Annotated in this window: 20 protein-coding genes; 14 read left to right on the top strand and 6 right to left on the bottom strand. The window is 45.5% G+C overall.

The features are described from left to right. Positions 1–82: 82 nt before the first annotated feature. Complete coding sequence (locus H065_RS0101695; RefSeq protein WP_238557866.1) at positions 83–796, bottom strand: 4'-phosphopantetheinyl transferase family protein; 714 nt, start codon at positions 794–796, stop codon at positions 83–85. 322 nt (positions 797–1,118) lie between these two features. On the opposite strand from H065_RS0101695, the gene H065_RS0101690 reads away from it, so the two are divergent. Both H065_RS0101690 and H065_RS24960 read left to right on the top strand, forming a co-directional pair. Continuing rightward, positions 1,119–1,973 carry an alpha/beta hydrolase gene (locus tag H065_RS0101690; RefSeq protein ID WP_017811272.1) on the top strand — a complete coding sequence of 285 codons (855 nt, stop codon included), beginning with the start codon at positions 1,119–1,121 and terminating at the stop codon, positions 1,971–1,973. Between the two features lie 73 nt (positions 1,974–2,046). Further along, positions 2,047–4,716, top strand: a complete 2,670-nt coding sequence (locus H065_RS24960) for a PAS domain S-box protein (protein ID WP_017811271.1) — start codon at positions 2,047–2,049, stop codon at positions 4,714–4,716. A gap of 134 nt (positions 4,717–4,850) precedes the next feature. Here H065_RS24960 and H065_RS0101680 read toward each other — a convergent pair whose 3' ends face one another. After that, positions 4,851–5,705 carry a DegV family protein gene (locus H065_RS0101680; protein ID WP_017811270.1) on the bottom strand — a complete coding sequence of 285 codons (855 nt, stop codon included), beginning with the start codon at positions 5,703–5,705 and terminating at the stop codon, positions 4,851–4,853. Between the two features lie 238 nt (positions 5,706–5,943). Between H065_RS0101680 and H065_RS0101675 the strand changes: the two genes are divergently transcribed. Next, positions 5,944–6,327, top strand: a complete 384-nt coding sequence (locus H065_RS0101675; RefSeq protein WP_017811269.1) for a DUF423 domain-containing protein — start codon at positions 5,944–5,946, stop codon at positions 6,325–6,327. A 213-nt stretch (positions 6,328–6,540) separates the two neighbouring features. Here H065_RS0101675 and H065_RS0101670 read toward each other — a convergent pair whose 3' ends face one another. After that, a complete protein-coding gene (locus tag H065_RS0101670; protein WP_017811268.1) occupies positions 6,541–7,080 on the bottom strand; it encodes a hypothetical protein in 540 nt (179 codons plus the stop codon). Between the two features lie 314 nt (positions 7,081–7,394). After that, entirely contained in the window at positions 7,395–8,489 is a 1,095-nt protein-coding gene (gene mtnA, locus H065_RS0101665; protein ID WP_017811267.1) for an S-methyl-5-thioribose-1-phosphate isomerase, read from the bottom strand. Between the two features lie 254 nt (positions 8,490–8,743). Between mtnA and H065_RS0101660 the strand changes: the two genes are divergently transcribed. From H065_RS0101660 to paiA, 11 genes are all read left to right on the top strand, one after another. Next, on the top strand, positions 8,744–9,211 hold the full coding sequence (locus H065_RS0101660; protein WP_017811266.1) for a Dps family protein: 468 nt from the start codon (positions 8,744–8,746) through the stop codon (positions 9,209–9,211). Between the two features lie 408 nt (positions 9,212–9,619). After that, complete coding sequence (locus H065_RS0101655) at positions 9,620–10,117, top strand: hypothetical protein (RefSeq protein ID WP_017811265.1); 498 nt, start codon at positions 9,620–9,622, stop codon at positions 10,115–10,117. Positions 10,118–10,381: 264 nt separating this feature from the next. Beyond that, positions 10,382–10,642, top strand: coding sequence for a hypothetical protein (locus H065_RS0101650; protein ID WP_017811264.1), 261 nt, complete (start codon positions 10,382–10,384; stop codon positions 10,640–10,642). After that, positions 10,642–11,241 carry a DUF1802 family protein gene (locus H065_RS0101645; RefSeq protein ID WP_017811263.1) on the top strand — a complete coding sequence of 200 codons (600 nt, stop codon included), beginning with the start codon at positions 10,642–10,644 and terminating at the stop codon, positions 11,239–11,241. Before H065_RS0101650 ends, H065_RS0101645 begins: the two co-directional genes overlap by 1 nt. A 1,265-nt stretch (positions 11,242–12,506) precedes the next feature. After that, on the top strand, positions 12,507–13,289 hold the full coding sequence (gene sufC, locus H065_RS0101640; protein WP_017811262.1) for a Fe-S cluster assembly ATPase SufC: 783 nt from the start codon (positions 12,507–12,509) through the stop codon (positions 13,287–13,289). 28 nt (positions 13,290–13,317) lie between these two features. Then, a complete protein-coding gene (gene sufD, locus H065_RS0101635) occupies positions 13,318–14,619 on the top strand; it encodes a Fe-S cluster assembly protein SufD (protein ID WP_017811261.1) in 1,302 nt (433 codons plus the stop codon). Next, entirely contained in the window at positions 14,616–15,836 is a 1,221-nt protein-coding gene (locus H065_RS0101630; protein ID WP_017811260.1) for a cysteine desulfurase, read from the top strand. Before sufD ends, H065_RS0101630 begins: the two co-directional genes overlap by 4 nt. After that, complete coding sequence (gene sufU / locus H065_RS0101625) at positions 15,826–16,257, top strand: Fe-S cluster assembly sulfur transfer protein SufU (RefSeq protein WP_017811259.1); 432 nt, start codon at positions 15,826–15,828, stop codon at positions 16,255–16,257. The genes H065_RS0101630 and sufU overlap by 11 nt, the downstream gene beginning before the upstream one ends. 18 nt (positions 16,258–16,275) lie before the next feature. Further along, entirely contained in the window at positions 16,276–17,673 is a 1,398-nt protein-coding gene (gene sufB / locus H065_RS0101620) for a Fe-S cluster assembly protein SufB (RefSeq protein ID WP_017811258.1), read from the top strand. Positions 17,674–17,962: 289 nt separating this feature from the next. After that, complete coding sequence (locus H065_RS0101615) at positions 17,963–18,415, top strand: MarR family winged helix-turn-helix transcriptional regulator (protein WP_017811257.1); 453 nt, start codon at positions 17,963–17,965, stop codon at positions 18,413–18,415. Between the two features lie 73 nt (positions 18,416–18,488). Next, entirely contained in the window at positions 18,489–19,016 is a 528-nt protein-coding gene (gene paiA / locus H065_RS0101610) for a spermidine/spermine N(1)-acetyltransferase (RefSeq protein ID WP_017811256.1), read from the top strand. Positions 19,017–19,155: 139 nt separating this feature from the next. On the opposite strand, the gene H065_RS0101605 is transcribed toward paiA, so the two are convergent. Together H065_RS0101605 and H065_RS0101600 are read right to left on the bottom strand one after the other, a co-directional pair. Beyond that, positions 19,156–20,484 carry a methyl-accepting chemotaxis protein gene (locus tag H065_RS0101605; protein ID WP_238557859.1) on the bottom strand — a complete coding sequence of 443 codons (1,329 nt, stop codon included), beginning with the start codon at positions 20,482–20,484 and terminating at the stop codon, positions 19,156–19,158. 75 nt (positions 20,485–20,559) lie between these two features. Next, positions 20,560–20,889, bottom strand: a complete 330-nt coding sequence (locus H065_RS0101600; protein ID WP_017811254.1) for a hypothetical protein — start codon at positions 20,887–20,889, stop codon at positions 20,560–20,562. Positions 20,890–21,072 lie beyond the last annotated feature (183 nt).

Raw genomic sequence — 21,072 nt, 5'->3', positions numbered from 1 at the left:
TATAACATCATTATGCCAAAAACCGCCTGTCCGCTTTCTGGTTGGAAAGCAGGCAGACGGTTTTTGGCATGTAAACTAATAATCAGGCATCAGGCAAAAGCTCCTGCCAATCCAGCATAACCAGCGGTTTGGGACCGAGCGCTTCGGCAGCGCAGATAGCCAGCTGGTAATTAGCATCGACCATAATTTTGCGGAAATAACAGATCTGACCGGCATGATCTTCCCAGCTGCCGGAGGAGTCCTCGTCCGGACGTGGTGGACATAGCTGTGCTGTCCCATTATGGGCAATATCAATAGCAAATGAATCCAGCGGAACAGAAAGCCCTTTGCCTATATATTTGATGTAGCTTTCTTTCAATGTCCACAACGTGTAAAATAATTGAAGTTGTTGCTGTGGAGAGGCTTTCATCAGCAGCTGATACTCGGATGCAGTAAAGAAGCGTTCGGCAATTGCAAAATCAATAGGACGTACCTGTTCAATATCGATTCCGACAGGAACGGTACCATCTGCACATACAACCCAATCTCCTGCATGTGAAATATTAAAATAAATATCCGGATATTCATCCAGATAAGGCTTGCCATACGCATTTTTGGAAAAGGACACCGAATTGGCGGACAGATGATAACGTTGGCGCAAAATCTGCAGCAGCAGGGCTTCACCGATCAGACTGCGCTGTGCATCCTGCTGTCTGTGAAATTTGAGCGAAGCTTGCTTTCTTTCTTCGGATACTGCTTCACGCAGACGTTCCATGCCATCTTCCGGAATCAAATCGGGCACATATACACCGGTCACAGTAATCAATAGAAGATCCTCACTTTCGGGCAAGCGATTGCTTGTTCTGGTCTGCAGATCAGGGAAGTACTCCTAGTCAGACTACTTTGCTGCAGAATACGCATAACCATATATTGACGAATAATCCAGTGAACGTCAACATACGCAGAATACGCATGAGGGAGAAGCAATCTACATACATCTGTTTTAATTAAAATTTAAATGTATTAATATGAAAAGGATGACTATGAGGTTATCTGCTTATTTCGTAAAAAGAAGCTAAAGCGATTATGATAGAGACAGTAGAATAGATAGATGTAATCCGCAACGAGGAGGAAATACCGTGTCAGAAATCAAACATTTACCTTACCAAAGTGAAGATAACTATTTTGTACAATTGATTCCCGATGTACAATTTACCCGTTTCCCGAATGGATCGTCCCTCAAAATGAACATTTTGCGTCCGGTCTCGCATATTCCATTGCCGCTGATCGTCTGGATCGTGGGAGGTTCATGGGTCGATGTGGATAATTACAAGCATGTACCTGTATTGTCCGAACTGGCTGCACAGGGATATGTGATTGCCTGCATTGAGTATCGTACGGTTAACAAAGCGCCTTTCCCGGCACAGCTGGAAGATGTAAAAACAGCGATTCGATTCCTGCGTACTCATGCAGATGAATATGGTATTGATGCGGAACATGTCGGCGTATGGGGTCATTCAGCAGGCGGACACCTCGCGGCTCTGGCTGGCGTTACCGGCAGTCAGCCGGAATGGGACACCCGTGGAGACTGGCAGGGGGTATCGAGTCAGGTAACCGCTGTGGTGGACTTCTGCGGACCTATCGATGTACAGGCTGACTTTCAGACCGAATACGAATTACCGGTTATTTCACTGCTGATGGGCGGACCGATCCGGCATATGGCAGATAATGCGGCACAGTCCAATCCGGTCAGTCATATTCAGACAGGAACTGCTTCCGGAATTCCGCCATTTCTCATTATGCACGGCGATCAGGATGAGATGGTACCACTTCGTCAAAGTCGTTTTCTGTATGATGCTCTGCTGGAAGCAGGGGCCGAAGCAGATATGTATATCCTCGAAGGAGCACGGCACTCCTCTACAGGTCTGATGACCCGTCAGGATGTAATGGAGGCAGTTAGCCGATTTTTCGCAGTTCATCTCAAAGGATCCTGAATGAAATTACACAGATGCATGATAAATGACGATATAAGACCATGGCATATGAAAGATTGAGAGGGATCATTAATTGGATAATCACGAATATGACGTTCTCCAGAATTTAATTGCCGAAAATGGAGTCTACCGTCCTCTGTTTGAACATCATCCCGATGCTATCTATGTAATGGATCTGGACGGTAATTATATTTATACAAATCCTGCAGTGATGCGAATGAGCGGATATTCGCTGGAAGAGCTGCGTTATATTGATAAAAGGCTGATTTTTGGAGAATCGCGCCTTCACTTTCGGTCGCCTTATTTTCAGCAGGTACTGCAGGGCGGGTCCGTTCAATATGAGACCGAAATTTATCATAAGGACGGACACGCTATTTATCTGGATGTTACCTATGCACCGGTAATGAAAGAAGAGCAGGTAATCGGTATTTTTGGTGCTGCCAAGGATATTACTTCTCGCAAGCAGGCGAGTGAACAGCTCAAAGCGAGCGAAGAACGTCTCGCCCTGGCCCAGGATATTGCCGGTTTTGGTTGCTGGGACTGGAACCTGGATACCCAGGAGCTAACCTGCACAGACAAGTTTTTCGAGATTCTGCGTCTGAATCATGATTCTCCGCAGATCATGTATCGTCGCTTTCTGGCAAGAGTGCATCCCGAAGATCGCAGTGACGTCAGTGAAGCTTTTCGAAAAGCGATTGATGAAGGAAATATTCATGTGGAATGCCGGTTGACCGGCCAGTATCATGAGGTGCGCAATGTTTCTATTCGCGGACGGCTGGTAGAAGTAATGCCAGGAGAATCGCAGCGTATCCTGGGTACGATTCAGGATGTAACCGAACAGCGGCTGATGGAGAATCTGATCCGTGAGAGCGAAAGGCAGTACCGGATGCTCTCGGATAATACAATGGATCTGATCTCGACACATACTGCTGATGCACAGCTCAATTTTCTGTTTGCGTCGCCATCCCTCAAAAAGCTGCTGGGCTATGAAGTAGAAGAGATAGTCGGTACGAGTGCGAGCAGCTATTATCATCCCGAGGATTATGAAGTGGTACAGATTTATCTGCAGTCTATCCTGTATTCCCGAGATCAACATACCGTATCCTTTCGCTTTCGGCACAAACAGGGGCATTATGTATGGTTGGAGACGAGCGGTACCTATACGCCAAGCAGAATGGAAGGAATCAGCGGTACTATCGTAGCAGTATCCCGTGATGTGTCGGATCGCAAATTTGCGGAGCAGCAGCTGTTGGAGAGTGAGCAGCGCTACAAATCGCTGGTCGAATATAATCCATCGGGTGTGTATTCATTTGATCTGGCAGGAAGATTGTTTACCCTGAATCCGGTAGCCGAGATTCAGAGCGGTTATGCAGCAGACCGATTGTTGCAGACTCATTTTACCGATCTGATCGATGGCGATTACCAGATTGCAGCACAGGAGCATTTTAATAAAGCCCGTATGGGCATGCCGCAAAATTATGATACGGTACTGGTGCATTCTTCCGGTAACCGGATGGAAGTGAATTTTACCAATGTACCGATTATTGTTGGTGGGCAGGTCACCGGAGTCTTCGGCATTGCTACGGACGTAACGGAGAACAAACGTTATCTGGAGCAGATTCAGACGATCAGCAAAGAGTATAATCTGATTCTCAGTTCGGTATCGGAAGGGATCTTCGGCGTGGATACCCAGGGGAATGGAATCTTTATCAATGCGGCGGCAGCGAGAATGCTGCAGCTCCCGAGAGAGCAGTTTATCGGTGTACCGGTACAGCAATCGCTGGTGCAGGCACGTGCAGATGGAGAAGCCTATGCTGCCGGTCAGAATCCGGTAGGTCTGACGATGAGCGATGGAATCTCCCGCAGGGTGACAGAAGATGTATTTTTCCGCAGAGATGGCTCGAGCTTCTTTGTTTCTTATCAGACGAGTGCGCTATATGACCGTGAGCAGATTATTGGAGTTGTTGTGGTATTCAGCGACCGTACGAATGAAAAGGCCATTATCGAAGCCAAGGAGTCTGCTGAACGTGCAGCCTATGCCAAGTCACAGTTCATCTCACTAATTAGTCATGAACTTCGTACACCAATGAATGCTATTATCGGTATGTCCGAGCTGGTACAGGATTCTCCGCTAAATGAAGATCAGCAGTTTTATATGGAGATTATCCGCCAAAACAGTGAAGAATTGATGAGAATGATGGATGATGTAACCGATGTGCACCGGTTGGAAAATGGGAATATCCGGCTGGAAGAGCGCATATTCGATCTGCATGAGCTGGTGGGATCGGTGTATGAATTGTTTTTGCCGGTCGCGCAGGAGAAACAGCTAGTGCTTGAGAAGCGTGTCGATCAGGAAGTGCCGCGTCAGGCCCGGGGCGATATGATGCGCATCAAGCAGGTATTGGTCAATATTATCGGCAATGCACTTAAATTTACCGATCGCGGAACCGTGGAGATTGTGGTAGGGGTCTCGCATATCTCCAGAGAGCATGGCATGCTGATTCATTTCCGGATTATAGATACGGGGATAGGCATCCCCGCAGATCGTCTGGGGGAACTGTTCCAGTCCTTTTCCCAGGTACATCAGGTGATGAACCGCCAATATGGCGGTACAGGACTGGGACTGTTTATCAGCAAAAATCTGATTGAGCTGATGAATGGTACGATCGGAGTAGAGAGCAGGGAACATGCCGGTTCAACATTCTATTTTACGATTCCGCTTAAGCTTGTGGATAATGAATAATAATCAAAAAAGCGCTGCTGCAGATTCTTGGATGATCTGCAGTAGCGCTTTTTGGTATACAGCCGTTTCCCGAAACCCGAACCGCTATGTGGTAGTGTCGTACCTGTTGCTAGAGCAACAGAAGCAGTTGCTAGTTATGCCTGCGTTGCATACATAATGGCGATCGTCTGTGGACCGCAGTGACTGGAGATTACGCAGCCTGCCTCTGTGATCATAACCTGGCGTGCATTCGTCTGTTCCCTGAGTACAGCCTGCATCATTTTTGCTTCTTCTTCGGCAAAGGAATGGACGACAAAAATGACTTCTTCGTCCAATCGGTCTGCATTGGCGATCGCATTACGGAGCAGCTGTTCGACAGCCTTTTCCCGCTTGCCACGGACTTTGTAAGCAGGTACCAGTGTGCCCTGTGGAGTCACTTCGATCACCGGCCGGATTTTGAGCAGACTGCCGATTAGATTCTGCATACCCGAGCAGCGTCCGCCCTTATATAGGTACTCCAAAGAATCGATAGCAAATTCTGTCTCAATCCGCCCACGCATATCGGTTAGCAGACGGATAATCTCTTGTACGGAGGCACCCGCTGCAGCGGCATGAACAGCCTTCATCACGAGCAGACCAATCGAGCTGGATAAATTCAATGAATCCAGTACATTGACCCGGCCCTCTTCCCATTCCTCTGCAGCGATGCGTGCATTGGCATATGTCGAGGATAAAGCAGAAGAAAGGCTGATATAGATAATATCCTGTCCGGCTTCGATAACAGGTGCAAAAGCTTGTATGAAATCAGCGGGTGAGGGTGCTGACGTCTTGGGCAGCTGTCCCTGCTGCTGAACACGTTGGTACAAATCGGCAGGCTTGATATCAACACCGTCCCGGTAGACCTGTTCTCCAAAAGTAACATAGAGTGGTACGATGCCCACCTGATGCTCATCCAGCCAGGAGGCTGGCAGATCGCAGGTACTGTCTGCAAAAATACGAATGGAATTCATAATATTCTCCTGTCTTCCTGGTTCATTATCATAATAAAATAGACTGTGATATCACACAGCTGGGGTTATTATACCATGACTTGCATTTTGCCAAAATATACGGCAGAATTCGGGCAAAAAGTACTTCCGACATGCTTTCATGATTTCCTCACAAAATAATCGCTATAGATACGCTATAATAAAAAGGATTGTGTTTATCTGCGGGATCTACTCGCAATGATCTGACAGGAGGTTTAACATGCAACGTACGTATATTATAATCGGCTCCATTCTAGGCATGATTGGGGTAGGCATTGGAGCATTCGGTTCGCATATTCTGGAACCGATTATTGGAGCGAGAATAGAGACATTTCGCACTGGAGTCGAATATCATTTTGTCCATGCGATTGCCGTGTTGATTACAGCTGTGCTGGCCGGTGTATTCGGTGAATCGGCGCTGCTTCGCTGGGCGGCACGCCTGTTTACCGCTGGAGTCATTTTGTTCTCGGGAAGTCTGTATGTGTTATGTATTACCGGCGTAAAAGTATTGGGTGCTATTACACCACTAGGCGGGTTATGCTTTATTGCAGGCTGGATTCTGCTGGCTGTAGCTGGTGCCAAATACGGTAAAAAAACAGTGTGAATAGGGTAGAAGATCGATTGAAGTAAATGGATAGCTGTAAAGTTATGATCAAAGTGCATCTCTTTTTTGCGCATATGCACCAATAGAAGAGTATAAATTAGGAATATGTTTATACTTACACAAATGTGCAATATATGTTGCGGAAAATATCCAAAGCGCCTGTGGCTTCTGCCACAGGCGCTTTGGATATTTTTGCTGTTCTATTAAGCCGGTTTATACATGCTGGAAATCATCAATCTCATTAAGTTTGAAAGTATATACCTGCTTCTCATCCACATGGTATACGCTGATCGTCTGATCTTCATTATCGAATTTCAAAATCCGACAGGGGATCGAGAAGCGTTCGCCTCTACGGTTAATCGTCAGTCGAATAAGTTGATTTCCCTGAATATAGAGAGACAGCCAGCTGGACATGTCATTCTCAATTTTTTGCTGAAGAGCAGCAGCTGATTCGGCATCGGTACGCTGTTTTACAGGAGCAGGAGCTTCCTGTTGACGCAATGCTGCTTTGGCACGTACTTTTTGCGCGATTTCTACATTTACAGAGCTGCTTAGTTTGTCCGGTGATTGTTCGACAGCCTTGATTTTTTGTCCCCATTTAATGCCGGAGACAATTCGGAAGTCTGCCAGTTCCTCCTGATTATTAAGGATTTCCAGCAGCTTTTGAAGGGCAACCGCGTTGCTTGGTCCGGTAATCATAAGGTCGACATTGAATAAAAATTCGGTGTCATCATTAGTCTGCTGTTTCGTCATATTTCTCCCATCTCGCTTACTTTATCAGATTGGCAATCCCATTCCAAAATAAACTATATCATTTTAAGTAAAATATTCATAGGTCTTTAGAGATAGTTCTTAGGACTGGATGGATTTGGTGATATGCCTGGATGTTATGTTCATTTGTCCTGTCGACTACTCAATATATTTATCGGCTAAGTGTCGAAAAATGTTAGACAAATCATAGGCAAAAACACAAAAATACCGGGGTCTGATGCAACCCCGGCTGTGATCAAAATGATATCGGAATATCTATAGTATTGCCCTCTTATAACTGCCTATAACAACGTTTTTCAGCTCTGAAAAAGCTTTGGAAGGTTTTCGTTATAGGAAGGATATACCAGACCTTTTTCAGTAATAATAGCAGTTACATATTCACTCGGTGTAACATCAAAAGCCGGATTGAATACTTTGATATCTTCAGGTGCCGTACGTTTGCCAAAGCTCTCGGTTACTTCTTCTGCAGAACGTTCTTCAATTGGAATTTCGGCTCCTGTAGCGGTAGATAGATCAATCGTCGACAGCGGGCAGGCCACATAAAAAGGAATATTATGCGCTTTGGCGAGCACGGCTACACTATAGGTACCAATTTTGTTGGCTACATCGCCATTAGCGGCTACGCGGTCAGCGCCGACGATGACTGCTTGAATCCAGCCTTTGGACATAACCATGCCTGCCATATTGTCGCAAAGCAGTGTTACATCAATACCGGCTTGCTGAAGCTCAAATGCAGTCAGACGTGCACCCTGCAGTACCGGACGGGTCTCATCGGCATATACTTTCAGATGAATACCCTGTTCGTGAGCCAGATACATGGGAGCCAGCGCAGTACCGTATTTCGCTGTAGCGAGTCCGCCAGCATTACAGTGGGTGAGAACGCCCATGCCATCCTTGAACAGAGGCAGTGCATGTTCTCCGATCATGCGGCATACTTCTTCATCTTCCTCATGGATGGCTACAGCTTCAGCGAGCAGTCCGGCATTGCGGGATTCCGTTGTGCCTTCTTGTTCGGCAAGTTGATGAGCACACTTGTTCATACGATCGAGTGCCCAGAACAGATTAACAGCAGTTGGACGGGATTCTGCGAGATAGGCAGCTGTTTTGAGTACGTGCTTGAGCCAGGCAGCTGCATCTTCGCCTGAATACTCCCATGCGCCAAGTACAACACCATAAGCTGCCGAAATACCGATAGCCGGAGCTCCGCGTACTTTCATAGAACGAATGCCTTCGAATACCTGTTCAGCCGTGAACAGCTCCAGCATAACAATTTCATCCGGCAAGAGACGCTGATCCAGCATCAGCAGTTTATCTTCAGCCCAGCGAAGGGAAAGCAGCGGTTCAAAGGGGGCTTTAACGGGAACTTCATTGGATGGAATCTGATTATTCATAATAGAGAATCACTCCCTTGGATAATTACAAACATTAGAATATAGGATATCGGAAAACAATGTTTTTGCACAGTCTTTTTTCTGTTTTATTTCCTGTAGAGCCCCCGTTTTTTTGGTCTTCCGATGACCCTGGGCAAGGGCTGATTTCACATAGTGATTGTTTCGTCAATTGCTCACACGGGTAAGATGTATGCAGATGAGCCTGACATGTTTATCAATTTCACCAAAATTTATAGAAGTGAGGGATAAGAGCTATGTCTAACATTACAAATGAAAACTCTACTCAAACCAAACGCGTCGAAGAACTGTTGAATCTGCAGGTGGCTAACCTGAATGTATTGTATGTGAAAATCCACAACTTCCATTGGTATGTAAAAGGTGAGAACTTCTACACCCTGCATATCAAATTCGAAGAACTATACAATGAAGTAACGCTGAAAATGGACGAAATCGCTGAGCGTCTGCTGACACTCAAAGGTTCTCCGGCAGCGACAATGAAAGAATATCTGGAAATGTCCAGTATTCAAGAAGCTAACGGTAGCGAAGACGCTCGTACAATGGTACAGACCATTATCGAAGACTTTGCTACAGTATGCGAGCAGTTCCAGGAAACAATTGAACTGGCTGACGAGTCCGGTGACCAACCGACAGCAGATATGCTGATCGCGTTTAAAGCGGATCTGGAGAAACACATGTGGATGCTGCGCTCTTTCCTGGGCTGAGTTATCTCCACTTGATCATCAAATCAATTATTAACAACAAACCGCAATCTGTCTTAATGGACAGGTTGCGGTTTTATTTATGTAGACTTCTATAAAATACGATTTGATAATTAATCCAGGCTAATTATTTGATACATAATAGTAAAAATATGGTAATATGAAAAGGTAATATCTTATTACTAAAAACAGAAGGAGGTAAATAAGGATAAGCTCCTGTTCTGAAAATGAGCCTAGTTTGTTAAGCCGTAGTTCCGGAAACTTCAATACGAGAAAATCATCCTAACAAGGAAAACTCAAAAGAAGAGTAATAATTCAAAAGAAAAGAAACAAACTAAAATTAATTGTAAGCGTAATCATTTATGGATTTGCTTGGTTGATAGTTATTAATAACGTAAAGGGGAAATGAAAATGAGAGCAGCTACATGGTTGAAGAATATTTCATTTATACTCTTATTACCTTTGATTTTTAGTCTGGTACTGCCCGCTGGTTCTGCAAATGCCAAACCCTCCATTTCACCTCAAACCGAACCACCACCGGAATATTTCCATCATAACTGGTTTGAACCGATTTATCTTGGAGGCAATGCACGCGATTCTTCTTCCGAATGGACAACAAATAACAAAACAGATGTATCGGTTTCTTTTAGTATGGAAGGTGAAGGCGAACTGACGGTTTCTTACGAAGTATATAGTTATTATAGTGGGTGGATTCCTATGCACTCTGTAACCTTTACGGAATCCGGTAACTATGATTACAAAATGGGCTACTATCCTACGTTCCCGGATGATTTCTACCGATATCGTGTTGCTTACTATTTAAAAGAAACAAACGGACCATTTAGTGTATTTGGTGATGTGACGATTGATTATTACGACCGCTGGATTCCAACCGGCGGAGGCTGGTAATTCATATCGTCTATTTGGAATTTCCCTGTACCAATCAAAGATGCTGCTTGTCTTCTGGTAGGGGACGGAACACTCTTAGATAGAATACTAATGGAGTGTAATACACTGCTAATTATTCGCCGATGCCTAATTTATTCAAGCCATAGTTTGCAGAAATCGCAAACGGTGGCTTGAATTTGTTATGGATGCATTCATTTGCTTTTATTTCTTTTATAATAAAGAAAAATAGGGTAATGAAAAATCATGATGGGAGGCTTGCAGAAGATGTATATGAATGACGGACGTTTTATCGTAGAAGACAAAGACATTTCTGCAATCTGGTGTTACCGGGATCGGGATGGCATTCATTTTGAAGATGGATTTCGATTTGAAATGCAGCTGCAGGATATTGTCATCTATCCAGGCAGTATACAAGCTGTCGAACTCCCTCACGAATTGGCTTTTTCTTCAGATGAAGGCATTGAAGAAAGCATACGGTTGGCTATTTACCAAAGTATTGGATTTATAAAGGAGGAGATTATCTAATGAATGAACAAGTTATTGCCCTCAAAGAATGGGCATCCGCTATTCGTGCCCTGGAACAGGGGCAACAGATCCTGTTAATGCGCAAAGGTGGAATCATCGAAGAAACACGTGATTTCGAGCTAAAAGAAAATGCCTTTTATCTGTATCCAACCTATGAGCACCAGCGCCGCGAGCTGCTCAAGCCAGAGCATCAACATCTGGTAGACGAATCCATGCAGGACTGGTCTCCTGAGCAAAATACAGCTACGCTCCGCCTCTATGCCGAGGTCACGGATGATCTGGAAATCTACGATCAACAGCAGCTGGATCGGCTGAGAGAAATGCACATCTGGACCGATACATTTGCCGAAGAACGTCTTCGCTGGAAAAAGAAAAATCCGCTTCATGTACTAATCCTGCGGGTATATATAATTGAACGACCGGTGGACATCCCAATAGAAGAGCAGTATATCGGCTGCAAATCGTGGATATCCATACCAAGTGGTTCGGTGACGAGCGAATTGACGCCGGTGCTGGACGCTGCGGAGTTTGAGAGAATGAGATCTGCTCTATTGCAATCGCTGCAAGAACAGAACATTCCGGACACAAAGCTTGACTGAGTCGATCGGTCAGGCTTTTTATTTTGGGTTTGGGGTTGGTGGAGGCGAGGGGTTGAGGTGGAGCAGGGGCCGCTGCGGCAAGGGATTGTCCGGCTGTCCTCCGGTTAAGAATGGATATTCTGAAAAGGGTACAGCGGGAATATCCATTCTTAAATGTCGTCCTGCCGGACAATTCCCTCCGCTCCGTGCTGCTACCCTCAAACGTCGCCTCCTCCAACAAAGGGAGTGGGTAATGGGAGTTATTGAACATTTTCTGCATTCGCTTTGTTTTTTCTTTTATATAGAAATATGAAAAAAACAAAAATGAAATTACAAAAATACAATGGATTATTAAAGTCTTAGCAGACAGACAAATGATCACTACGTTCTTAGCGGAGCAATTGGAATTGGACTTCAGCAGCGGAGCGGCCTCATTTAAGAATGGATATCTTCCGCGAAAGCGGAAATTCAGGATATCCGATTCTTAACGGAGGGCAGAAGACCAATCCAATTGTGCAGCGGATCCCCTAGGAAACATCTTGTTTAATTTCTATATCTCCTAAATAATCTTGTAAGAGAGACATGGATAATGAAGTCGCACACATAGATAATCATAAACAAATGACCACGCATAAATAACCCCAAACATCATATGTTTTCTGTATTCTCCATATCCCTGGAATTCACATTGAAAGTCTCTGTCTACACGATCAACCAGGCAAATGTTTTGAAGTTGTAGCTCCTCTTGCTCTGGCATGTTCCTGATATTCACGTTAAGATAAGGTGAAAGATATCCGTAGTTCATTGCGGCTATATTGAAATTATTATAAAATACTTGAGAATCGTTGAGAATCAGTTTAGAATAGTTCTAAGGAAGATTTATTCTTAGACTTTATCTAAATGAATCGGATACCTGATACTCTGTAGGTACGGTTCTTCAGAAAAGGATATTTGCTTCGCAAAAGATCCGGCTATTGGACAATGAGGGATTTTTCCCTGTTGAGATAAATGGGGGGCAGATCAAAGCCGTGAATTGGCTGGATGTCCACAGGAAAGTCATTCATATGCAGCTTGTTGATCCTGATACCGGAAAAGAGTGAATGCTGGAGAATAGAAGGCAGCTTATGGTTTTGCTGCTTGTCTTTTTTTGCGGACGACACAGTTTTACTGGTATGATTTAACAAGTGAAATGGTATTACGATCATTCTTATGAAGCAAGCTGATAGACGATATATTAAAATTGATCTATTTGGCTGCTTACTTACTTATTTGGAGGGACGACTATTATGGCAACAAATTTCGTCATTGAAGGTCTGAAAGCAACAATCGAGAACAAGGAAATCCTTAAAGGTGTTAACCTGTCGATGAAAGGCGGAGAAATCCACGCAATCATGGGACCTAACGGTACCGGTAAAAGTACGCTGGCATCCGCATTGATGGGACATCCCAAATATGAAGTAACCGAAGGCGCTGTAACGCTTGACGGTGAAGATGTACTGGAGATGGAAGTAGACGAGCGCGCACGCGCAGGTCTGTTCCTCGCTATGCAATATCCAAGTGAAATCACAGGGGTAACCAACTCCGACTTCCTGCGCAGTGCAATCAATGCACGCCGCGAAGAAGGTAAAGAAATTTCCCTGATCAAGTTCATTCGCCAGATGGAAGGCACGATGAAAGAACTGGAAATGAACCCTGAATTCGCTCACCGTTACCTGAACGAAGGCTTCTCCGGTGGTGAGAAAAAACGTAATGAAATCCTGCAAATGATGATGCTGGATCCAAAAATCGTTATTCTTGATGAAATTGACTCCGGTCTCGATATTGATGCTCTGCGCATCGTAGCAGACGGTGTAAATAAAATGCGCAGTGAAGATCGCGGTTTCCTGATCATCACTCACTATCAGCGTCTCCTGAACTACATTACGCCTGACCATGTACACGTTATGATGCAAGGCCGTATCGTGAAATCCGGCGGACCGGAACTGGCAGCCCGTCTGGAAGCGGAAGGTTATGACTGGGTTAAAGAAGAACTCGGTATTACTGACGAAACTGTAGGTCTAGAAGCGTAAATTACTGTACGGAAGGAGGAGCTACACAATGACATTGCAGACGATACTTCCGCTCAATACGGAAGCTCTCAAATCACTATCCCAACAAAAAAACGAACCGGCTTGGCTGACTGACAGCCGTCTGGGCGCTCTGGAACTTGCTTCCCGGCTCGAACTGCCCAAACCGGACAAAACGAAAATTGATAAATGGAATCTTGCAGACTACGGTACCTACCAGCCTGTAAGTGCGGTTGCTTCTCTGCAGGAACTGCCACCCGTGGTAAGCCAGCTGGTAAAAGAAGAAGAATCGGCGAATCTGCTTGTACAAAAAGATTCCGGCGTAATCTACGCGGTTCTGTCTGATGAACTCAAAGCACAGGGGGTTATTTTCACCGATCTGGAGACAGCAGCACGTGAGCATGGTGACCTGGTACAGGCGCATCTGTCTACTGTTGTCAAAAACGATGAAAATCAGCTAACTGCACTGAGTGCAGCCCTCTGGAACGGTGGAGCATTCCTCTACGTTCCCAAAAACGTAGAAGTGTCCATCCCGCTGCAGGCTGTATTTGTAACGGAAAATGCAGATGCGACATTCGCGCCACGTGTACTTGTTGTTGCAGATACCAATAGTTCTGTAACGTATGTAGACAACTATGTATCGACTGGCGATGCCAGCCGTGTGCATAACGGTATTGTTGAGATCGTAGCCAAAGATGGTGCCAAAGTACGTTATGCAACAGTTCATCAGCTGGGTACGAATGTAACGGATATGAGCTATCGCCGTGCAGTAACCGGTAACGATGCATCGATCGAATGGATCATCGGTGAAATGAACGACGGTAATACCGTAACGGATACATCAACTGTATTGCGAGGCAATGGTTCCACTTCCGATGCGAAAATCATCGCAGTCGGTTCCGGCGTACAGCGTCTGAACTATACAACCCGTGCCATTCACTTTGGTAAAGATTCCACCAGCCAAATGACAACACGTGCTGTTATGCGTGAAGAAGCCAATGCGATCATCAACGGTATTACCAAAATCGAACACGGCGCAACCCGTTCGAACGGTGAGCAGGCAGAGAAAGTGCTGATGCTTAGCCCGAAAGCACGCGGTGATGCTAACCCGATTCTGCTGATTGATGAAGATGATGTTATGGCAGGTCACGCAGCATCGGTAGGTCAGGTTAACCCTGAGCAAGTTCATTACCTAATGTCTCGCGGTATCTCCCGTGCACAGGCAGAACGACTGATTATTTATGGCTTCCTGGCTCCGGTCGTATCTGATATTCCACTGGAACAGCTGCGGGTTCGCCTGCAGGAACTGGTGGAAAGGAAAGTCGGACAGTGAACGAGCTCATCCGCGAGCAGTTTCCGATTTTACACCAGGAAGTAAACGGACATCCGCTTGTGTATCTGGATAATGCAGCGACTTCCCAGAAGCCGCGTGTCGTTCTGGATGCGCTGCGTCACTATTATGAATACGACAATTCCAATGTGCACCGTGGTGTGCATACATTGGGAACACGTGCGACCGACGCTTACGAAGGCGCACGCGAGAAGATTGCCCGTTTCATTAATGCGTCACGCAGTGAAGAGATTGTCTTTACCCGTGGTACAACAACAGCGCTTAACCTGGTTGCTTCTTCTTATGGCGGCCCTCGTCTCCAGCCCGGAGACGAGATCGTCGTTACACCGATGGAGCATCACAGCAACCTGATTCCGTGGCAGCAGCTCGCGCTGCGGACAGGAGCGACGCTGAAATATATCCCACTTCAGCCGGATGGCAATATCGATCTGGCTGATGTGGAAAAAGTCATTAACGATAATACCAAAATCGTCTCGGTTGTCTATGTATCGAACGTACTCGGTGTGGTCAATCCGGTGAAGGAAATTGCCGAGATTGCCCATCGTCACGGTGCGATCATGGTCGTCGATGGCGCACAAAGTACTCCTCATATGAAAGTGGATATGCAGGATCTGGATTGTGACTTCTATGCACTATCCAGTCACAAAATGTGCGGCCCGACCGGATTTGGTGCCCTGTACGGCAAGCGCAAGCTGCTCGCACAGATGGAACCGATCGAATTCGGAGGCGAGATGATTAATGATGTAGGATTGTATGAATCCGACTGGAAAGACGCTCCATGGAGATTTGAAGGCGGTACGCCGATCATTTCCGGTGCAGTCGGTCTGGGTGCAGCGATCGATTTCCTGTCCGAAATCGGTATGGACAAGATCGAAGCGCATGAAGCTCACCTGGCCAACTATGCCATGGAGCGCATGTCCCAGATTGAGGGTATTAAAATATATGGTCCAGCCAAGCGCAAAGTGGGTATTGTTACTTTCAATCTTGAAGGTGTACATCCTCATGATCTGGCGACGGTACTGGACACTTATGGGGTCGCTATTCGCGCCGGACATCACTGCTGTCAGCCATTAATGAGATGGCTTGAAGCAAGTTCTACGGCACGCGCAAGCTTTTACCTGTATAATAATGAACAAGACGTGGATAGACTCATTGAAGCGTTGGTTCTGACAAAGGAGTATTTTGGCGATGCAACTTGATGATCTTTACCGCCGCGTGATTATGGATCACTACAAAAATCAACGCAACCGCGGTACATTTGAAGACGGAGCGATGACGGTTGAATTGAATAACCCTACCTGTGGTGACCGCATATCTTTGCAGCTTCAGGTGGAAGACAACAAGGTAGTGGACGCCAAGTTCTCGGGAGATGGCTGTTCAATCAGTATGTCATCCGCCTCCATGATGACGGAAGCGATTAAAGGCAAGACGTATGCAGAAGCACTTGATCTGGCAGACCGTTTCTCTTCCCTGATGAAGGGCGAAGAAGTGGAATTTGTAGAATATGAAGAGATCGAAGCCCTATCCGGAGTAAATAAATTCCCTGCTCGCATTAAGTGTGCCACTCTGGCCTGGAATGCCCTGCGCAAAGGAATCGGAGAAGACAGCTTGGACAATTAAGATAGGGAGGCTACAACAATGGCTAAAAAAGCACCAGAAATGGAAGAATATAAATATGGTTTCCGCGACGAGCACAAATCCATTTTCCAATCCGGTAAAGGTCTTAACAAGGAAATCGTAATGGAGATTTCCCGCATGAAGGACGAACCGCAATGGATGCTGGATTTTCGTCTCAAATCACTGGAACAATTTGAGAAAATGCCTATGCCTGAATGGGGCGGCGATCTGAGTGGACTGGATTTCAACGATATCCAGTACTACGTGAAGCCATCCGAAGGACAAGGTAAAACATGGGAAGAAGTACCGACAGAAATCAAAGAAACGTTTGACAAACTCGGTATCCCGGAAGCAGAACAAAAATTCCTGGCTGGTGTATCCGCTCAGTACGAATCTGAAGTGGTATACCACAGCATGCAAAAAGAACTGGAAGACCAGGGCGTAATCTTCATGGATACGGATACTGCACTGCGTGAGCATCCAGAGATCCTGAGAGAATATTTCTCTACCGTTATTCCTCCAGCAGATAACAAATTCGCAGCACTGAACAGTGCGGTATGGTCCGGCGGAAGCTTTATCTATGTGCCACCAGGCGTACAATGTGATGTACCTCTGCAGGCGTACTTCCGTATTAACTCCGAGAACATGGGTCAGTTCGAGCGTACACTGATCATTGCGGATGAAGGCAGCTTTGTACACTATGTAGAAGGCTGTACAGCGCCAATTTACAGCACCAACTCCCTGCACAGTGCAGTTGTTGAGATCATCTGTAAAAAAGATGCTCGTGTGCGTTATACAACAATCCAGAACTGGGCACCAAACATCTACAACCTCGTTACCAAACGTGCGGTTGCAGAAGAAAATGCCACGATGGAATGGGTCGATGGTAACATCGGTTCCAAGATAACGATGAAATATCCAGCTGTTGTACTGAAAGGTCGCGGTGCCAAAGGTTCCGTACTGTCTATCGCTGTAGCAGGTAAAGGCCAGCTGCAGGATGCAGGCGCGAAAATGATTCACCTGGCTCCGGATACAACATCTACAATCGTATCCAAATCGATCAGTAAACACGGCGGTAAAGTAACGTACCGTGGTCTGGCATCATTCGGACGCAACTCCGAAGGTTCCAAGTCCAACATCAAGTGCGATACGCTGATTCTGGATAACCAATCCACTTCCGATACCATTCCGTACAACGAGATCAAGAATGATAACATCACTCTTGAACACGAAGCAACGGTATCCAAAGTATCCGAAGATCAGCTGTTCTACCTGATGAGCCGCGGTCTGACTGAAGACGAAGCGACTCAGATGATCGTAATGGGCTTTATCGAGCCATTTACGAAAGAACTGCCGATGGAGTATGCAGTTGAGATGAATAGATTGATCAAGTTCGAGATGGAAGGTTCTATCGGTTAATAGAACGTTTTAAATAAAAGAGGCACCTGTATTTTCAACTACAGGTGCCTCTTTTTGACTTTACTAATAAAAGATGTGATTTTGTTAGGATGAGGTATTTACTATAGAGGTCGCGGAAGTATTCTGCGGCCTCTTTTTCAGTTGGGAAAGATCTATATAATAAATCCCAATCATTATTTAATTCAATAATATTATATTTTGTTGCAAATACAACATAAATGAATTAAATTTAAATTACAATTTTATTGCATTTACAATAAAATTCAACGTTTTTAAAGGAGAATGTATTATGAAAGAAATTCTGCGCGAAATCGGAATGATTGCAAGAGCGCTGGATTCAATCAGTAATATCGAATTCAAGGAATATGACCTGACCAAAGGACAGTATCTGTACCTTGTACGTATCTGCGAACAGCCTGGTATTATTCAGGAAAAACTGGCGGAGATGATCAAGGTAGATCGGACGACTGCCTCGCGTGCCATCCAAAAGCTGGAGACAAACGGCTTTATCGAGAAGAGAGAAGACCCGCACAACAAAAAGGTCAAAAGGCTGTTTCCTACTGCGAGAGGCGAGCAGGTGTATCCTTTTATCAAGCGAGAAAATGACTATTCCAATTCGGTTGCTCTGGAAGGGCTGTCAGAGCAGGAAACCGAGCTAATTCATGATCTTCTCCGTAAAGTCAGAAAAAATGTAGAGAAAGATTGGGAAACCGTGAAAAAAGGCCATAAACGGAGCTATTAAGAAGGGGATGAGCCCGTGAGCTCATAAACCAATAAGTTAATACATTATTAGTTAGAGGAGTGTAAAGGGTAATATGGATATCCGTATCAGAAAATGCACGATAGATGACGCGCAGCAGCTGCAGCAGATTGGATATGAGACGTTTGACGAGACATTCAGGGATCAGAATTCACCTGAAAATATGAAGGCTTATCTGGAAAAGGCATTTGAGCGGAATCAAGTACAGCAGGAGCTATCCAACATGCTCTCCCAGTTCTTTTTCATGTATGTGGAAGATCACCTTGCCGGCTATCTAAAGGTGAATACCGGAGAAGCCCAGTCCGAACCGATGGGTGAGGATACACTTGAGATTGAGCGCATCTACGTACGAAGCCAGTTCCAGAAACGTGGAATAGGGAAGTATGTATTCGACAAAGCCATAGAAATTGCCATGCAAAGCGGTAAAAAGCAAGTATGGCTGGGTGTATGGGAGAAAAATCAGAATGCGATCATGTTCTATCAGAAGCTGGGGTTTGTCCAGACAGGAGCGCATTCCTTTTATATGGGGGATGAAGAGCAGATTGATTTGATTATGGTTAGACCGCTCTCTATCAGCCAATGAGTTGCAGTAATAATCCTAATGGACAAAATAAACCCGCACTTTGCGAGAACAATGGCAAAGTACGGGTTTATTTTTATATGATTCTTTAGCTATAAACATGAATGATTCAGTCAGACCATAAAGGTCCAATATTAACAGATTAAATCTTGAACTTGGCAATCAATTCGTTCAGTTCCTCTGCCATGACTCGCAGATCTTCGGAAGACGAAGAGATGCCGCCCAGCGCTTCGCGCTGTCTGTGGGAGATATCAGTCACTTCTACAGCACCTTTTCTGGAGACACTCGCAATCTCGGACAGTTCGGATACAGAGGAGGAGACTTCTTCGGAGCTTGCGGACATCTGCTCGGTTACAGCCGACATATCTTCGGTTTGTGAAGAGACTTCGCTGATCGCTGTCTCGATTTGGTGGAAAGCTTTGCCTGTTTCCTGGGACAGCTGGATACCAGCGTTTACTTCTCGTATACCTTCTTCCATCAGAGAGACGGCTTGATCGGTATCCTGTCTCATCAGGCCCAGGGTACCGGAGATCTGACCCGCTGACTGAGCCGACTGATCGGCCAATTTGCGGACTTCTTCAGCTACAACAGCAAAGCCTTTTCCGTGCTCACCGGCGCGTGCTGCTTCAATAGCAGCATTGAGTGCCAGCAGATTGGTCTGTGAAGCAATACCCGAGATCAACTCCGCCATGCCTTCGACTTCGCGTGAGCGTTGCTGCAGCTGGCGAATGCATGTTGCCGAGCGATCGACCGCTGCGCTGATAGAAGTCATCTGGGTACCAATTTGGCTGATGGTTGTACCGCCGCCTGCTGCTTTATATTTCATATCTGCTGCAGCTTCGGATACTTGATAAGCCGTTTGGGCAATTTCCTGAATGGCGCGTGCCATTTCTTCCATGACTCTGGCTGTTTCTCCCGCCGCGTGTTCCTGCGTTTCAGCACCCTGACTGACCTGCTCGGCGGTGTGTAGTACTTCAGCTTGCATCTGGACATTTTGCTCTACGCTGCTAGTTAGGGAAGAAGAAGCTTCTGCTGCCTGCATTGCTTTATGCTGAACACCTGCAATTACATTTTTGAGTTCGCCGGCCATTTCGCCAAAGTTACGATTCAGTTCACCAAAATCGTCATTGCGATCCGCCCGCAGCTGTACATTCAGGTCTCCTGTGCTCATCTGCTTGATCGCTGCAAACAGATCCCGAACAGGCTGCATCATATGACGCATAACAAAAAATTGAATAAGCAGCACAACAAGGACACAGCCTGCCAGAATAAGCAGGGAGTTACGCAGTAGAGTAGCGGTATTGCTCTCAATATCGGATGCACTGATATCCATACCGAACACAGCAACGACTTTGCCGGAACTATCTGTCACCGGTTGTAATACGCTGGACCAGCTTCCATATATATCTGTATAGACTTCAGTGCCAATCGGTTTGCCTTGATTGGCTACTTGTTGCATGGCGGCATACATAATTGGAGGGTTTTCATACAGTGTTCCTGGTACCATACCTGCTTCAATCAGATGGGATGGAGAAGCGATAACAGTCTATTGATTATTTACGATCGCCGCACTGAATACATAAGCCTGGGCAATATTAGGATTGGTTTTGGAGACTTGATCGAGCTTTGCAGTCAGTTCTTTTTCGACTGCACTGCCTGCCACAGGATTTGCTGTCGCTTTGAGGATAATTTCGTTTCCGATTTGTTCCTGCATATAGGCAGATACACCAATATACTGCTTGTGCAGATCATCCAAAGACATTTTTTTCTGAATAATGACATTGAAAGTCGTCAGCAGTACACCGACCAACAAGATACCCATCGACATAAGCAGGATATTTTTTGCGAAAAAAGTAAGCCGTATTTTCTTTTTCATTAGTTGCTCCTTTGGTCCGAATGTAGGATGAAGTCTATTTATGATCTTTTCGGTAAAATAAATTCATTTATAAAGAGCAGATTGAAAATGAATGGATAATATGGAAAATAAAAAAGGACCCGTAATATTCGCGGGTCCTGCTGAAGTGAAAACTTATAACTTACATGGTATAAGGGAAGATAG

This window comes from Paenibacillus shenyangensis, assembly GCF_000346635.1.
In the GTDB taxonomy this organism is placed as follows: Bacteria; Bacillota; Bacilli; order Paenibacillales; family Paenibacillaceae; genus Saccharibacillus; species Saccharibacillus dauci.
This window is presented reverse-complemented; position numbering and strand designations above follow the sequence as displayed.

Coding starts and splice junctions, on each gene's coding strand:
- H065_RS0101680 (WP_017811270.1), bottom strand. CDS start 5,705: ATGAATTCCATTCGTATTTTTGCAGACAGTACCTGCGATCTGCCAGCC.
- H065_RS0101675 (WP_017811269.1), top strand. CDS start 5,944: ATGCAACGTACGTATATTATAATCGGCTCCATTCTAGGCATGATTGGG.
- H065_RS0101670 (WP_017811268.1), bottom strand. CDS start 7,080: ATGACGAAACAGCAGACTAATGATGACACCGAATTTTTATTCAATGTC.
- mtnA (WP_017811267.1), bottom strand. CDS start 8,489: ATGAATAATCAGATTCCATCCAATGAAGTTCCCGTTAAAGCCCCCTTT.
- H065_RS0101660 (WP_017811266.1), top strand. CDS start 8,744: ATGTCTAACATTACAAATGAAAACTCTACTCAAACCAAACGCGTCGAA.
- H065_RS0101655 (WP_017811265.1), top strand. CDS start 9,620: ATGAGAGCAGCTACATGGTTGAAGAATATTTCATTTATACTCTTATTA.
- H065_RS0101650 (WP_017811264.1), top strand. CDS start 10,382: ATGTATATGAATGACGGACGTTTTATCGTAGAAGACAAAGACATTTCT.
- H065_RS0101645 (WP_017811263.1), top strand. CDS start 10,642: ATGAATGAACAAGTTATTGCCCTCAAAGAATGGGCATCCGCTATTCGT.
- sufC (WP_017811262.1), top strand. CDS start 12,507: ATGGCAACAAATTTCGTCATTGAAGGTCTGAAAGCAACAATCGAGAAC.
- sufD (WP_017811261.1), top strand. CDS start 13,318: ATGACATTGCAGACGATACTTCCGCTCAATACGGAAGCTCTCAAATCA.
- sufU (WP_017811259.1), top strand. CDS start 15,826: ATGCAACTTGATGATCTTTACCGCCGCGTGATTATGGATCACTACAAA.
- sufB (WP_017811258.1), top strand. CDS start 16,276: ATGGCTAAAAAAGCACCAGAAATGGAAGAATATAAATATGGTTTCCGC.
- H065_RS0101615 (WP_017811257.1), top strand. CDS start 17,963: ATGAAAGAAATTCTGCGCGAAATCGGAATGATTGCAAGAGCGCTGGAT.
- paiA (WP_017811256.1), top strand. CDS start 18,489: ATGGATATCCGTATCAGAAAATGCACGATAGATGACGCGCAGCAGCTG.
- H065_RS0101605 (WP_238557859.1), bottom strand. CDS start 20,484: ATGTATGCCGCCATGCAACAAGTAGCCAATCAAGGCAAACCGATTGGC.
- H065_RS0101600 (WP_017811254.1), bottom strand. CDS start 20,889: ATGAAAAAGAAAATACGGCTTACTTTTTTCGCAAAAAATATCCTGCTT.